At 62.5% G+C, this 15,195-nt stretch carries 14 protein-coding genes; 11 read left to right on the forward strand and 3 right to left on the reverse strand.

Annotated features, from left to right (window positions below):
• Positions 1-2: 2 nt before the first annotated feature.
• A complete protein-coding gene (locus tag RE4_RS03495; protein ID WP_370671290.1) occupies positions 3-1,103 on the reverse strand; it encodes an adenylate/guanylate cyclase domain-containing protein in 1,101 nt (366 codons plus the stop codon).
• A 206-nt stretch (positions 1,104-1,309) separates the two neighbouring features.
• On the opposite strand from RE4_RS03495, the gene RE4_RS03500 reads away from it, so the two are divergent.
• Entirely contained in the window at positions 1,310-2,029 is a 720-nt protein-coding gene (locus RE4_RS03500; RefSeq protein ID WP_003940205.1) for a DUF6319 family protein, read from the forward strand.
• Positions 2,030-2,103: 74 nt separating this feature from the next.
• Positions 2,104-2,760 carry a S1 family peptidase gene (locus RE4_RS03505; RefSeq protein WP_007732621.1) on the forward strand — a complete coding sequence of 219 codons (657 nt, stop codon included), beginning with the start codon at positions 2,104-2,106 and terminating at the stop codon, positions 2,758-2,760.
• A gap of 13 nt (positions 2,761-2,773) precedes the next feature.
• Here RE4_RS03505 and ilvD read toward each other — a convergent pair whose 3' ends face one another.
• Positions 2,774-4,468 carry a dihydroxy-acid dehydratase gene (gene ilvD / locus RE4_RS03510; RefSeq protein ID WP_003940201.1) on the reverse strand — a complete coding sequence of 565 codons (1,695 nt, stop codon included), beginning with the start codon at positions 4,466-4,468 and terminating at the stop codon, positions 2,774-2,776.
• Positions 4,469-4,610: 142 nt separating this feature from the next.
• Between ilvD and RE4_RS03515 the strand changes: the two genes are divergently transcribed.
• The 3 genes from RE4_RS03515 to RE4_RS03525 all read left to right on the forward strand — a co-directional run bounded on the left by RE4_RS03515 (position 4,611) and on the right by RE4_RS03525 (position 8,015).
• The gene (locus tag RE4_RS03515) at positions 4,611-4,952 is read left to right on the forward strand and encodes a hypothetical protein (protein WP_019745280.1); all 342 of its coding nucleotides are present in this window, start codon (positions 4,611-4,613) and stop codon (positions 4,950-4,952) included.
• Between the two features lie 103 nt (positions 4,953-5,055).
• Positions 5,056-6,744, forward strand: a complete 1,689-nt coding sequence (locus RE4_RS03520; protein WP_060937992.1) for an alkaline phosphatase D family protein — start codon at positions 5,056-5,058, stop codon at positions 6,742-6,744.
• A complete protein-coding gene (locus RE4_RS03525) occupies positions 6,741-8,015 on the forward strand; it encodes an alkaline phosphatase family protein (RefSeq protein ID WP_029256241.1) in 1,275 nt (424 codons plus the stop codon). Before RE4_RS03520 ends, RE4_RS03525 begins: the two co-directional genes overlap by 4 nt.
• Here RE4_RS03525 and RE4_RS03530 read toward each other — a convergent pair.
• Positions 8,012-8,569 carry a TIGR03086 family metal-binding protein gene (locus RE4_RS03530; protein WP_020970773.1) on the reverse strand — a complete coding sequence of 186 codons (558 nt, stop codon included), beginning with the start codon at positions 8,567-8,569 and terminating at the stop codon, positions 8,012-8,014. The genes RE4_RS03525 and RE4_RS03530 overlap by 4 nt on opposite strands.
• Before the next feature lie 101 nt (positions 8,570-8,670).
• On the opposite strand from RE4_RS03530, the gene RE4_RS03535 reads away from it, so the two are divergent.
• From RE4_RS03535 to RE4_RS03560, 6 genes are all read left to right on the forward strand, one after another.
• Positions 8,671-9,666, forward strand: coding sequence for an aldo/keto reductase (locus RE4_RS03535; RefSeq protein WP_019745276.1), 996 nt, complete (start codon positions 8,671-8,673; stop codon positions 9,664-9,666).
• A gap of 45 nt (positions 9,667-9,711) precedes the next feature.
• Positions 9,712-10,983 carry an MFS transporter gene (locus tag RE4_RS03540; protein WP_054827066.1) on the forward strand — a complete coding sequence of 424 codons (1,272 nt, stop codon included), beginning with the start codon at positions 9,712-9,714 and terminating at the stop codon, positions 10,981-10,983.
• A gap of 70 nt (positions 10,984-11,053) precedes the next feature.
• Positions 11,054-11,482, forward strand: a complete 429-nt coding sequence (locus tag RE4_RS03545; protein WP_019745274.1) for a DUF6325 family protein — start codon at positions 11,054-11,056, stop codon at positions 11,480-11,482.
• A 24-nt stretch (positions 11,483-11,506) separates the two neighbouring features.
• Positions 11,507-11,827: an SHOCT domain-containing protein gene (locus tag RE4_RS03550; RefSeq protein ID WP_019745273.1), complete on the forward strand. Its 321-nt coding sequence runs from the start codon at positions 11,507-11,509 to the stop codon at positions 11,825-11,827.
• Positions 11,828-11,895: 68 nt separating this feature from the next.
• Positions 11,896-13,803 carry an alkyl/aryl-sulfatase gene (locus RE4_RS03555; RefSeq protein WP_060937993.1) on the forward strand — a complete coding sequence of 636 codons (1,908 nt, stop codon included), beginning with the start codon at positions 11,896-11,898 and terminating at the stop codon, positions 13,801-13,803.
• 114 nt (positions 13,804-13,917) lie between these two features.
• Positions 13,918-15,156: an HNH endonuclease signature motif containing protein gene (locus tag RE4_RS03560; protein WP_060937994.1), complete on the forward strand. Its 1,239-nt coding sequence runs from the start codon at positions 13,918-13,920 to the stop codon at positions 15,154-15,156.
• Positions 15,157-15,195: the final 39 nt, after the last annotated feature.

A 15,195-nucleotide genomic window follows, 5' to 3' on the forward strand; every position in this document is an offset into this window, starting at 1 on the left:
GCTCACGGCTCCAGATTGCGTCGTAGCACGTACTGCTCGAGGCGGTCGATGCCGCGCACTCGTCGCGGACGAAGGTGTCGCAGTTTGAAATTGGCGTCCGAGCCGAGCTGGGTGGCCAGCTCGGAGTCGATCAGCACGGTGCCGGGGCGAGCGGAGCTGGTCAGGCGCGCGGCCTTGTTGACCACCGAACCGTAGAGATCTCCGAAGCGAACCAACGTCGGACCCATGGCCAGACCTACCCGAAGCTGTGGATCGTCGTGATCGGCGAGGACCGCCTGCTGGATCTGCAAGGCGATCTCGGCGGCGTGATGAGGACTCTCGGCGGCAAACATGACCTCGTCACCGACGGTCTTGACCACCCAGCCGTAGTTGCGTCCGATGATTTCGGTGGACGCGGACTCGAACCGCTCGAGCAGATCGTTGAGTTCGGCGGAGTCGAGTCCGCGAGTCAGCGAGGTGTACCCGACGATGTCGGCGAAACCCACCACCAGAACACGACTCGCGACTTCTTCGCCCGGGTTTCCCACGTTGCGGCCCGTCGACGACGCGACGTGACGCTTCCATACGTACGTCTGCAGAGATTCGACAGCGGGAATGATCTCGGCGCCGAGGCTCAGAACGACATTTCTGATGGCGTCGGGTTCGTGATCCACCGAGTCCGCAAGCTGATCGATGATGTGTGTGCTGATCAGCGATACCTGCCACTCCGCCAACCTCGACATCGACTGTCCGAGAGAACGGGCAGCTGCCACCTCACTGTTCTGCGAGATGACGCCTCGATTGACCATGTCGGTGATGGTCTTGAGGGCGTCGGCGTCTTGCTGCGTGAACATGACCGCGTCGGGATCCTCGTCGACGGCAAAGCCCATCGCCACCCACAGACGATCGGCGCGCTCGCGTGTCACCCCGGCGAATTCCGCGATCTGCGACTGTGTGAAGCAGCGCGGTCCGCCGAGGAGGGACTCCTCGATGTCGGCTTGAATCCGGCTGAGCAGATGAGCATCGACGTCGATCGGCTCAGCAGCGTGAGATTCAGCAGCGTTAGATTCAGCAGGGGCGGGTTCGGTGACCTCGTCGATCCACTCTGACTCCGAACTGCTCACCGTGCTCCTTCTTGCCGCAACGAATTTCTGTCCACCATCTTCCACGCGGTGCCCCGAGAACAGTACTGAATTGGCCGAACCGCCTACGGATCCTCGGGCCCAGGCGGGCGGTGAGAGTCAACACGTCGGTGGCTTGTGCAAGAGTTGCCCCGAGAAAAGCACTGTCGATACTGAAATGCACGAGATACTTCTGAAAGGACCTGCGCATGCCACCCCGTAGACGTTCCGGCGCTGCCGCATCAACGCCGGATCACCTCACTGCGGACAATCTGGCAGCGCTCGCCACGGCTGTCGCCGAAGGCAAGCGCGCCACCGTCTATCTGCGCGAGGCGACTCCCAGCCTGGGGATCGAAGCCGGTACCTCGGCGAAAGTCGTGTCGGTGGACGGCAACACCGTGATGATTCGCCCCAAGGGCGTGAACGACGAATTGCCTTTCGAGGCAGAGGAATTGCGCATCAACCGCGTCTCCGCGGCACCGGCCAAACCGGCGCCACGGCCCAAACCAGTTGTGGAGTCCGAGCCCCTGATGGAGCCACTCGTAGAGCCTGTTCGACCGAAGCCGCGTGCGCAGCCTGCACCCGCTCCGGTACCGACTACCACTGCTGCCCCTGCCGCGACACCTCGTCCGGCCGTCAAGCGTGCGAAGAAACTGCCGGCCGGCATCAGCGTCACCATCCATGCGGGCGCGGACAACGACTGGAGCGTGACGGTCACACAGGGCGCCAAGCGTCCGGGCAAAGCAGTTCCGGTCGCACCCGATGCAGTCGAGCGAGCTGTCCGCGAGTTGGGTGAGCCCACCGCCATCGAAGCTGTCGAGTCCATCATCGTCGCTGCACGGGACATGGCTGCAGCGCGAGTCGACGAGTTGAGTCGCCAGCTCGAGGAGGCACGCAAGATGCTCGAAGCGCTCGGAGCTACCGACTAGAAACGCTGCGTAGGTCCGCACTTTCCGGGGTATGCGTTTTTTGCAGCGGGGAGATTACCGGCGGAGAGATTGTGATGTTGCAGCGAATTGTTTCGGCTCTGGCAGCGTTGGTCTTGGCACTCGGACTCGGGTTCATCGTCAGCAGCAACGCGGTTGCTGCACCCACGCCCATGGGTGGTGGTTCGGGCATCATCATCGACAATCAGCTGGTCTGCACGTTGACCACTATCGGGCACGACAACGGCGGCAGACTCGTGGGTATCACCGCAGGTCACTGCGGTGGTCCTGGATCGTTCGTGATCCCGGAAAGCAACGAGGACGCAGGCGTGGTCGGCACGTTCGTCGAGTCGAACCCGGACCTGGACTACGGGGTCATCCAGTTCGATCCGGGCAAGGTCACACCAGTTCGAACGGTGGGCGCGGCAACCATCACCTCGATCGGCGCTCCGGCCAGCTTCCCGGCTACAGCCTGCAAGGAAGGCCGTACGACGGGCACGACCTGCGGCGTCGTCTGGGGAGACCTGAGCGCCGACGCATCCACCTGGACTCAGATCTGCGTCGACCACGGTGATTCGGGAGCCCCGGTCACGGTCGGCACGACGCTGGTCGCGATGGTCAACGCCTACCTCTGGGTACCGTGCCTGGGGCCGGAACTCGGCACCAACATGACCTCCATCGTGGACACGATCAATGCCCACGGAGGCGTCGGCGCCGGGTACCGGCCCATCTAGCAGCGAGCTGGGATCAGCCGCACACTGCTCCACCCGAGGCTGATCCCACGAGCTTGGAGTACTTGGCCAACACACCACGTGTGTAGCGAGGCGGCAACGGCTCCCAGCCCTTCTTGCGGGCTTCCAATTCGGAGTCGTCGACCAACAATTCGAGTTGTCCGGTACCCACGTCGAGCCGGATCTGGTCGCCGTCGCGAACGAACGCGATGGGACCGCCGTCGACGGCCTCGGGCGCAACGTGTCCGACACACAGGCCGGTGGTGCCGCCCGAGAATCGTCCGTCCGTCAACAGCAGGACGTCCTTGCCGAGACCCGCACCCTTGATCGCGCCCGTGATGGCCAGCATCTCACGCATTCCGGGACCGCCCTTCGGGCCCTCGTAGCGGATGACAACGACGTCGCCACCAGTGATGGTCCCGTCTTCGAGCGCGTCCATTGCGGCACGTTCACGTTCGAAAACCCGTGCAGTGCCGACGAATACATCAGACTCGAATCCTGCCGACTTGACCACCGCGCCGCCGGGCGCAAGTGACCCCTTCAGGATCGTGATGCCTCCGGTCGGGTGAATCGGCTTGTTCATCGCCCGCAGGACCTTGCCGTCCGGATCGGGCGGGGTGATGTGCGCCAGGTTCTCCGCAACAGTCTTGCCGGTGACGGTCAGGCAATCTCCGTGCATGAGTCCCGCGTCGAGCAATGCCTTCATGATGACGGGGACGCCGCCGATACGGTCGACGTCCGTCATGACGTGCTTTCCGAAGGGCTTGACGTCGGCGAGGTGCGGGACCTTCGCGCCGACGCGGGCGAAATCGTCGAGCGTCAGCGGGACGTACGCTTCGTGCGCGATCGCGAGGAGATGGAGCACCGCATTGGTGGATCCGCCGAACGCCATGACCACCGCGATGGCGTTCTCGAACGCTTCCTTGGTGAGGATGTCCCTGGCGGTGATGCCCCGACGAAGGAGTTCGACAACGGCTTTGCCGCTCTCGCGGGCGAATCCGTCGCGGCGACGGTCCGGCGCGGGCGGTGAAGCGCTGCCGGGCAGCGACATTCCCATGGCCTCGGCGGCGCTGGCCATCGTGTTTGCGGTGTACATGCCGCCGCACGCGCCTTCGCCCGGGCAGATCGCCCGTTCGATGGTGTCGACGTCGGCGCGGCTCATCAGTCCGCGCGAGCAGGCGCCCACAGCCTCGAACGCGTCGATGACGGTGACTTCCCGCTCGCTGCCGTCGGAAAGTTTGGCGACGCCGGGGAGGGTGGAACCGGCGTAGAGGAACACGCTGGCGAGGTCGAGGCGGGCCGCCGCCATCATCATGCCGGGCAACGACTTGTCGCAGCCGGCGAGAAGAACCGATCCGTCGAGGCGCTCGGCCTGCATGACGGTCTCGACGCTGTCCGCGATCACTTCACGGGAGACGAGGGAGAAGTGCATGCCCTCGTGACCCATCGAAATGCCGTCGGAAACGGAGATGGTGCCGAATTCGAGGGGGAATCCACCGGCCTCCCGGACACCTTCCTTGACGGCCTTGGCCAGGCGATCGAGGGACAGGTTGCACGGCGTGATCTCGTTCCAGGACGAGGCGACGCCGATCTGCGACTTGACCCAGTCGTCGTCACCCATTCCTACTGCACGCAACATGCCGCGCGCTGCGGTCTTTTCGAGTCCGTCGGTGACGTCACGACTTCTGGGCTTGATGTCGGGTTCGGTCATTTTCCAAGCATAGGCGTCAGCAGGATGTCTTTCCGGCAGACGAGCGACTCGAGTTGCCAACAGACGTCGTCCGTCGTGAATAGACTCGTCGCATCGCAGTCGGGGCTGAGTGTGCAGGTGATTGACGTACAGGGGGATTCAGGTGGAGTCGGAACTGATTTCAGCTTTCGGGTTTGCAGTTCTGGCGGCCGTCTTGACCGGTAGTGGTGTCTTCCTGGTTGTTCTGACGGTTCTGCACGAGATTGCCCGGTGGAAGGGCCGCTTCGTATCGGTGTGGGTGACTTTCTTTGCCGCACTGCTGATACTGCCTGTGCTGTTCGGTGCGTTGATCGCCGGCTATTCCGCGTTCTCCGAGATCGACGGGTCCGAGGCTCTGATTCCGCCGGCGTTCTGGATCCTGATCGCGGCCGGGGGTGCACTCGGCGGTTACATCGGAGTCAAGGTCGGTGTGGTTCGAGGCTCGGCCCTCGACTACCGGTTGTGATCGGGATCGACTCGGTCAAACTTTCAGAGAATCGCAGGCGAAGCCTGGGTGAACATCCCGAAGCTCTCTTGAACGGCCGTTCAGGTGCGGGTTCACTCCTAGCGTGCACACGAATGCCTTCGATCGAATATCCAGACGTGGCCTACTGCAGGGATCGGCGGCTCTCGCCGGCGCAGTAGGTCTCGGTGTCGCTTCGGCGAGCCACGCCGGTGCCGAGGTTCCGGGTGGCAGCCCGGGATTCGCGCACGGCGTGGCATCCGGTGACCCGTTGCCGGATGCCGTGATCATCTGGACCCGCATCACCCCAACGGCAGACGCAACGCCAGGTTCGGGCGTCGGGGCGGCGGTGACGCTCAACTGGCAGGTCGCGACCGATGAGGGGTTCGCGAGCGTTGTGGCGTCGGGAAGTGTTGCTGCTTCGGCAGAATCCGATCACACCGCGAAGGTCGACGTCACCGGACTCGATTCGTCGACGACGTACTGGTACCGATTCACTGCGGGTTCGGCTGTTTCTCCGGTGGGACGCACCCGCACGGCTCCGTCGAACTCGGCAGATCTCGATCGTCTCCGCTTCGGCGTCGTGTCCTGCTCCAACTGGGAAGCAGGATATTTCGGTGCTTATCGCCACCTCGCATTCCGCGAAGACCTCGACGCGATCATTCATCTCGGTGACTACATCTACGAGTACGGGCAGGGGGAGTACGGCGCGCGGAACGGATCCGTTCGCCTTCACGAGCCGGCCCACGAGATCATTTCGCTGGCCGACTACCGAATTCGGCACGCGCAGTACAAGACCGACCCGGATCTGGCTGCTCTTCACCTGAAACTCCCGTTCATCACTACGTGGGACGATCACGAATCGGCCGACAACGCGTACCGGGACGGCGCCGAAAATCACACTCCCGGTATCGAAGGCGATTGGGCAGATCGAAAGGCGAACTCGGCCAAGGCATATTTCGAGTGGATGCCTGTCCGCCCGTCGGGTAGTGGTTCGAGCGTTCAGCTGTATCGACGGTTCCGCTTCGGGAATCTGGCCGAGATCTCGATGCTCGACCTGCGTACCTACCGCGACGAGCAGCCGACGATGAAGCAGGTCGACGATCCGTCACGCACCATTACCGGACGCGCACAGATGGATTGGTTGACCAGCGGAATCGTCACCTCCCCGACGCAGTGGAACATCGTCGGCAATCCGGTCATGATCACGCCCTGCGTGTTCCCGCCGCTGGAACCGGCGACCACCGCGGCGTTGACCGAACTGGTGGGAGTGCCGCAGGCCGGTGTCCCGTACAACACGGATCAGTGGGACGGGTACACCGCCGACCGCACCAGGCTTTTCGATGCGATCACCTCGAACGGTGTGGACAACACCGTCTTCATCACCGGTGACATCCACACGTCGTGGGCTTGCGACCTACCGACCAATGCCGCGAATTACCCAGGCGGGCCGACTGTCGGCGCCGAGTTCGTCGTCCCGTCGGTGACGTCGCCCAACATCGACGACATGCTGAAAGTGCCGCCGCGAACGGTAACCGTTGCGGCAGAAGAAGCATTCAAGGCAGTGAACCGACATGTGCGGTACGTCGAACTGGATTCGCACGGCTTCGGCGTATTCGAAATCGCCCGCGAAGGTACTCAGATGGATTGGTACTACGTCGACGATCTCACCAATCCACAGAGCAATGCGCACTATGCCGTGAGCTACCGTCTACCGGCAGGCGCGGGCAGTAGAGTCTCGCCCACTTCGGCCGCCCTCGATCAGGCCTCGTACCGACCAGGAGTCGACCAGTGAGTATCGAAGTTTCGCGTCGTAGCGTTCTGATCGGTGGAAGTGTTGTCGCCGGAACGGCATTGCTCGGAACGCCCGCTCGCGCGAGCGTTCCCACCAGCGCAGGCATCCCAGACCTGGACGTGCATGTCATCGTCGTCGACGGCATGCGTCCGGACGAGCTGCGATCGGAGCTCACCCCGACGCTGACCGGGCTTGCGGCCGGCGGTATTCACTACCCGGACGCCAGCGCCATCACGATCGCGGAGACGCTGCCGAATCACACGGCGATGATGACGGGAGTGCTGCCGGCGCGTTCGGGAGTGCCTGCAAACTCCGTCTACGATCCGTCCATCGACAAGAAGCGTGACCTCGATCGGCCTTCCGACCTGCAGGCATCGACGGTTCTGGATCGGGTGCGCACCGAACTCGGATTGACCACTGCGAGTGTGCTGTCGAAGCACTACCTCCACGGGCTGTTCGGTGACCGCGCCTCACTGGTGTGGGATCCCCAGCCGCTCGTTCCCGGCACGGAGCACGCGCCGGACAACTTCACGATCGACGCCTTGATCCGTATCGTCGGCGGGAACTCGCCGCGGCTCTCGTTCACCAACCTCGGTGACGTCGATCGGGTTGGGCACCTGGATCTGTCCGGTCCGTCCATCCGGATCGCTCGCACGGCCGCACTTCAGAACACCGACAACCAGGTTCGCCGCTTCGTCGACTTCCTTCATGACACGGGTCGCTGGAATCGGAGCATTCTGATCGTGTTGGCCGACCACTCCATGGACTGGTCGGAGCCCGCGCGGCTCATCGGACTCGATCGACCGCTGAACGCGGACCCGTTGCTGGCAGGCAAGATTCGAATCGCCCAGAACGGTGGCGCAGACCTGATCTACTTCGTCGGACCCGATGGCGAACGGGCGGAAGCCGTCAGCCGGATTCAGCAGATCGTGGATGGTGTGGACGGCGTCGAATCCAGCCACCTCCCCGCCGAATTCGATCTCGGCACCAATGCCGGTGACGTCGTTGCGTTTTGCGCTCAGGGCTGGCGGTTCAGTGATCCGACTCCACTGTCCAACCCGATTCCCGGCAACCACGGCCATTTCGTGACACTGCCCATCCCGTTCTTCCTCAGCGGCGGGCATCCCGCTCTCGACGGTGGACGGAAGATCGACACGCAGGCTCGCACGATCGACGTCGCGCCGACGGTTGCGGCTCTGCTCGGCCTCGGTGCACCTGCCGGCGGCTGGGACGGCGTCGCCCGCACGACGGGCGTGACGCTGAACGTCTAACGAGGATCGCGGCCGGTCAGGGCAATCAGCTTGTCCTGCAACGACGCATCGTCAGGAAGATCGACGGGAGCGGAGAACAGGCCGCTCTCGGCGAGCATGTCGCGCTGCCCGTCGAGGTCGGACCAGACGGCCTCGACGAGGTCTGGATCGAGTCGCTCGTCTGCTCCGACCGCTCGCGCGAGATCCCAGGTGTGGATCGTGACGTCCGAGGTCTGCTGGCGCAGATAGGGTTCCACCTTCACCGTGCCGTACGAGAGGTGAACGTGGGCACTGAGGTCCGTCGATTTCCACGCTTTGATGGCGGCATCGGAGTACTTCTGCCATTCGGTCCACAGGTCGTCCCCGACGGGAACGATGTCCGGTGTCGCCTCGCCGACCGTCAGTCCGGCCAGGAGCGGCGGTACCCACTGCTGCTCCTCGATGACGTGGCGGACGAGGTGTTCGACGTGCCAGTCGGAGTCGGGCGTGGGTGCGTTCCAGTCCTCGACTGCGGCGAGTCGTGAACCGAATTCGCGGTGGGCGGTGAGCACGAGTTCGAGCCAATCGAATGCCATCACTCGAGGGTAACCCGATCAGCGTGACGTTAATCGGTGCGTGAGGCTTCGATTCGGTGAAGACTGTCGAGGTTGTCGCTTAGTCGAATCGAGGAGTTTTCATGACCGTCCCCACCGTCACTCTGGCCGAAGGTCTCACTGTCAGCGCCCAGGGATACGGCGCGATGTCCGTCGCCCCTGTCTACGGCCCGGTGGATCCGGCCGAGGCGCTTGCCACATTGCACCATGCGGTGGACATCGGGATCACGTTCATCGACACCGCCAACGTGTACGGCGAGGGCTCGAGCGAGCGTGCGGTGGGAGAGCTTCTCAAAGACCGCCGGGACGAAGTGCAGTTGGCGACGAAGTTCGGTCTGGTCGGCAACATCGCCAACGGTCAGCGCGGGATCAACGGAGACCCGGCCTACGTACCGCAGGCACTCGACGAGTCTCTGGGACGACTCGGCGTCGATCATGTCGACCTCTACTACTTGCACCGGGTCGACCCGAACGTTCCGATCGAAGACACCGTCGGCGCGATCGCAGAGCAGGTGAAGGCGGGCAAGGTCCGCAACATCGGCCTGTCCGAGGCGACCGGCGATGAACTGCGTCGTGCGTACGGGGTGCATCCGATCGCGGCGATCCAGTCGGAATGGAGCATCTGGAGTCGGGACGTCGAGAACAAGGTAGTACCCACCGCCGCGGAACTCGGAGTCGGATTCGTGCCCTTCTCACCTGTGGGCCGAGGCTTCCTGGCGGGATCGTTCGATGCGGAGACGCTCGGTGACAACGACCTGCGCCGACGCTTCCCACGCTTCTCGGACTCCGCGCTCCCTGCTAATCAGAAGGTTCTCGACGTGGTCCGCGCCGTCGGTGAGGAGCTCGGCGCGACGCCTGCACAGGTTTCCCTGGCATGGCTCGATGCCAAGGGCCGTCAGTACGGGTTGCCTTCCGTTTCGATTCCCGGCACGCGGTTCGCTGCACGAGTCACCGAAAACGCCGGAGCGTTGGACATCGTTCTGAGCGAAGACCAGATCGCTCGCCTCGACTCCCTCGCCGCGATCACCGAAGGCTTCCGTTCGGCTGATTTGAATTGGGTCTCTCAGGGCCGCGAATAATCATGTCCTGAGCCTTGCGAAAGACAGGAGTAACATACAGACCCGATGAAAAAAGTGTGGTTGGTCTGGGGTGTCGGTGTTTTTGCCTACGTGATCGCCGTGCTTCACCGCACTTCGTTCGGTGTCTCGGGTCTGTCTGCTGCTGATCGGTTCTCGATCTCGCCCAGCGTTCTGTCGAGCTTCGTCGTGCTGCAGATCGTCGTGTACGCCGGTATGCAGATTCCGGCGGGAGTTCTCCTTGACCGCTACGGTTCGCGGATCATGATCGCAGTCGGTGCGTTCATCATGATGTCCGCGCAGTTGGCTCTCGCCTTCACCGAATCGCTGCCCGTCGCGATCGGTGCACGTATTGCCGTCGGTGCCGGGGATGCACTCACCTTCATCTCGGTGTTGCGGTTGGTACCGCAGTGGTTCCCGCCCCGGCAGGTGCCGTTGGTCTCGCAGTTCACGGGCATCCTCGGTCAGCTGGGCCAGGTGATGTCTGCGCTTCCGTTCATGTTGCTGTTGTCCGGACCGGGCTGGACTTTTGCCTACGGCAGCGCTGCCGCCGTCGGACTGTTGGCGTTTGCACTGGCGTTGAGTGTCATCCGCGACGCGCCTCCCGGTGCCGACGTGGTCGCCGTGCCGGCCGGCGCCAAGGAGATCGGGCGACAGATCAAGACGGTGTGGATGCGGCCCGGCACCCGCCTCGGGTTCTTCAGCCACATGGGGACTCAGTTCTCGATCACGACGTTCGCGCTGCTGTGGGGCGTGCCGTATCTGAAATCGGCTCAGGGCCTCGATTCCGCGACCGTCGGCTCGCTGCTGACGCTGTCGGTCATCTCGGCAATCGTGGCCGGTCCGATACTCGGCATTCTCACCGGTCGCTATCCCATGCGTCGATCGTGGTTGGTTCTCACCATCATGGTCGCCAGCGCGCTCATGTGGACGATCGTGCTTTCACGAAGCGAACCGTCTCCGCTCTGGTTGTTGACGATCCTGGTGGTCGTCATCTCGGTGGGTGGGCCGGGTTCGGTGATCGGCTTCGACTACGCGCGTACGTCCAACCCGAGTTCGGCGATGGGCACCGCACAGGGCATGGTCAACATCGGTGGATTCCTCGCTTCCCTCATCGTGATTCAAGTGATGGGCGTAATCCTCGGACACATGGGCGGGTACACGTTCGACGGATTCCGCGTCGCCTGGATGGTGCAATATCCGGTCTGGATTCTCGGCATCGTCGGTGTGCTCGTCACCCGAGGCAAAGCCCGGCGAGCCCTCGCGGCAGAAGGCGTACACGTACGGCCGATTCGCGAAGTCATTCGTCGCAACAAATAACTCGATCGCATCGGGTAATTCATCCCCTGCGGGTGAGGTTCCCAAGCGTCCGAGCCACCAGGCTTGATGGATGAACGACGCAATGAACATCGGACCGGTCGAGCTCGTGGTGCTGGCATTCCCAGGTTCCACTGTGGATCCTGAAGCCGTCGCCGCGCTGCAAAACGTGGTGGAACGAGGTTTTGTCACCCTGCTCGACCTCGTGTACATCGCCAAGGACGCCGACGGACAGGTGTCACAGATCGACGTCGACGAAGATCTCACAGAGATCGGACTGGCGATTCTGTCCATCGAAGCCAAGGCATTGATCAGTGACGAGGATCTGGACGTGGTCCGTGAGTCACTCGAACCAGGAACGTCCGCCGCAGTCATCGTCTACGAGCAGACGTGGGCGCGTGAGCTCGCGTCGACGGTTCGCGGCGGCGGCGGCGATGTAGTGCTTCACGTTCAGGTACCGCGCGAGGTAGTCGTCGCAGCGGTCGAAGCAGCATTTCAGTAGCGACAATTACCCAAGGAGTTCGGCATGGTTTTTCGAGGTGGACGCAGAGGGCGGCCGGGGTTGCTCGGCACGGTGGCGCGCACTGCGGTAGTGGCTGGAACCGCAAAAGCGACGTCCAACGCCATGGATCGACGGAGTCAACGGAAGGCCAGCGAGCAGCAGCAGGAATACCAGCAGGAGTACCAGCAGCAACAGCCGCCGCCGCAGGTCGCACCCGTGCAGTCCGTTCCCCCTTCTGGCGCGGACGATCTGGTCTCCAAGCTGCAGGAGCTGGGTCAGCTTCATCAGTCCGGCGTGTTGACCGACGCGGAGTTCGCCGCGGCAAAGTCGCAGTTGCTGAGCTAGTGCCTGCTGGTTCTTGAAGCCTTGAACGGGTTTACCACACTGGACAATTGAGCATGAAAGGCTGATCTATGATCGACCCACGCGCAGCATCGGCCGCAATCGAAGCGGCGAACTCCCGAGTCACCGAGACCCTGCCGTTCTCCGACAAGACCGATTTCACCGATGCCGAGCGCGGGTTCATCGGCGCGCTCGATCCCGGCGTGGTAACCGGACCCGACGGAAAAGTGCTGTGGGACAACGACTCGTACTCATTCCTGGATGAAGAGTGCCCGCCGACCGTCAATCCGAGCTTGTGGCGTCAATCGAGGTTGGTGGCCAAGCAAGGACTATTTGCGGTGACGGATTCGATCTATCAGATACGCGGCCTCGATCTGTCGAATATGACCCTTATCGAGGGGGAGAGCGGGATCATCGTCATCGATCCACTGATTTCTCGGGAAACCGCGGCCGCCGGTCTTGCGTTGTATCGGGCGCATCGTGGTGATCGACCGGTTGTCGCGGTGATCTACACGCATTCGCATATCGACCATTTCGGTGGGGTCAAGGGGGTGACCACCGACGACGACGTCGCTGCCGGGCGATGCGTGATCTTTGCGCCAACGGGGTTCGTAGAGCATGCCGTCGAGGAAAACGTCTATGCGGGAACGGCAATGGCTCGACGTGCGGCATACATGTACGGGGCGGCATTGCCTCGAGGTCCTCGAGGTGGCGTCGGTGCAGGATTGGGCCAGACCACCTCCACCGGTACACCGACGCTGATTTCACCGACGGTGTCGATCTCGAAGACTGGTCATACAGAGACGATCGACGGCGTTCGGATCGAGTTCCAGATGACCCCAGGCACCGAGGCGCCGTCCGAGATGAACTTCTACTTCCCGGACTTTCGCGCACTGTGCATGGCGGAGAACGCAACTCATAATCTGCACAACCTGCTCACACTTCGTGGAGCGTTGGTGCGAGATCCGCATGTGTGGTCGGCGTACCTGACCGAATCGATCAATCGCTACGCCTCACGATCCGATGTCGTGTTTGCATCCCACCATTGGCCGACGTGGGGGACCGAACGGCTCACCGAGTTCATGTCATTGCAGCGCGATCTCTACGGGTACCTTCACGATCAGACACTTCGTCGAATCAATCAGGGGTGGACCGGTCTAGAGATCGCCGAATCCATCGAACTGCCAGCCGCCTTGGCGCAGGCGTGGCACACACACGGGTACTACGGTTCCGTCAGTCACAACGTCAAAGCCATCTACCAGCGCTACATGGGATGGTTCGACGGCAACCCAGCGCACCTGTGGGAGCATCCACCCGTCGAATCGGCCAAGCGTCACGTGGAGTTCATGGGCGGATCGGCAGAGGTGCTCCGAAAAGCTCGGGAATCGTACGAGAGCGGAGACTTTCGGTGGGTCGCGCATGTGGTGAACTACGTCATCTTTGCTGAACCGGACAACGCGGAGGCCAAGACCCTGCAGGCCGATACCTTCGAGCAACTCGGGTACGGCGCAGAGAACGGCACCTGGCGAAACTTCTACCTCACGGGTGCATACGAACTGCGCAACGGTTCGGTGGGTACGCCCACAGTTGCTGCAGCTCCTGATATCACCGCAGCGTTGTCGGTGAAGCAGGTGTTCGACGCTGTGTCGCTCCGCGTGGACGGAGTGAGTGCAGCGAATTCCCACATCGTCATCGATTGGAACATCACCGACGAAAACATCGTGCACCGAACGGAACTGAGCAACGGAGTGCTGATCCATTTCGACGTGGAAGGTGGGTCTGCAGATGCTGGGTCTGTGGATGCGACGTTCAGTTTGAGTCGTCTCGGCTTACTCGGTGTGCTGCTCGGTGGTGCGGACCTGGGCGCCGAGATTGCGAATGGCAGTATCACGGTGGCCGGCGACCCGGCGAAGCTCGCAGAACTTGCGGGGCACCTCGACGAGCCTGATCCGAACTTTGCGATAGTCACGCCGACGTAGCAGCGTGTGGCAGTTGAATGAGGCTGTATTTCAACGAGTCTCGAGTTCTGGGCGCTCGTGAAGTTGTCCGTTTTGTCTCTGGTTATCGAAAGTGTGTTCGATTAAACTTTCGGTATGAACAGTCGGGAAGCGTGGCAGCTGGATGGTGAGGACCTCAAGAGTGAGGTTCTCGATCTGGTGCGCGCCCGGCACGAGTTGCAGTCGCGGATGGTGATGCTGATCGTGGAGATGTTTTCCCGTGAGGTTCTCGGCGGGAAGGGTTTTCGGGCGATCGCGCAGTGGTTGCACGGTTCGACGAATCTGGAGATCGGTGAGTGCAGTCTGCTGGTCGGGTTGGCGCGGTTGTTGATGCTCGAACCCGTTGTGGGCGATGCGTTTCACCGTGGCGATGTGGATGCGTTGAAAGCCCGGCAGGTGGCGTCGTTTTGTCAGCATCCGCCCAAGAACATGACCCTGGCGGATGTGGATAAGGCCCGCGGGATTCTGCTCGGGTTGGCGTCGAAGAACATCGCGGATTGTGATGCGGTGCGGGCAGCGATTCGGCGGATCGAGAAGCAGTACGGAAAACGCGAGGATGGCGTTCCGGTCGGGGAAGATTCGGAGCGGAATGAGTTCTACGCCTCGAAAGGCTTGTACGGGCGGGTGACTGTGAAGGGCGACCTAGATGCTGTGAACGGGGCGCGGTTGATCACGTTGTTGTCGAGTTTGTCGGCGCCGACGCCGGAGAAGGATGGCGTGAAGGACACCCGTACTCCGGCGCTACGGCGGGCGGACGGGTTTTGCGAATTGTTGCGCCGGTACGAGCGGGCGGGGTTGGGTCCGATCGAGGGCGGGGTGAAACCACACATCACGGTCACCGCATCGGCGAAAGACATGACGGACCTTAAAGTTCTGAAAGACCTGTTGCCGTCCACCGAGGAGCTGGGATTTGCGTGGACGGATTGGGTAGGGCCGATCAGTCTCGACACTGCCCGGATGCTGGCGTGCGACTGCACCGTCACCCGGATCCTCCTGGACGAGAACGGTGTTCCGCTCGTCTGCGGTAAGGAAGCGAGAACGGCGACGGTGCCGCAGCGGCGGGCGTTGGCGGTTCGTGATGGCGGGTGTGCATTTCCGGGGTGTGGGACTCCGTCGGGGTGGTGCGATGCCCATCATATTGTTCACTGGGGTGATGGTGGCCCAACAGATCTCGACAACCTGATCTTGTTGTGTGGTCATCACCACCGGACGGTGCACCACACCGAGTGGCGGGTGGAGATCGGCCCGGATCGGAAGACGGTGTTCTATCCGCCGATGTCGATCGATCCGTATCAGCAGCCGATCGGCGGGAACAGCCCACCGACAGCAGCCTGAAGTGAAATAACTCGAGACGCGAGCACCGGGCACAACCAT

This window comes from Rhodococcus erythropolis NBRC 15567 (genome assembly GCF_001552595.1).
GTDB classification, from domain to species: Bacteria; Actinomycetota; Actinomycetes; order Mycobacteriales; family Mycobacteriaceae; genus Rhodococcus_F; species Rhodococcus_F erythropolis.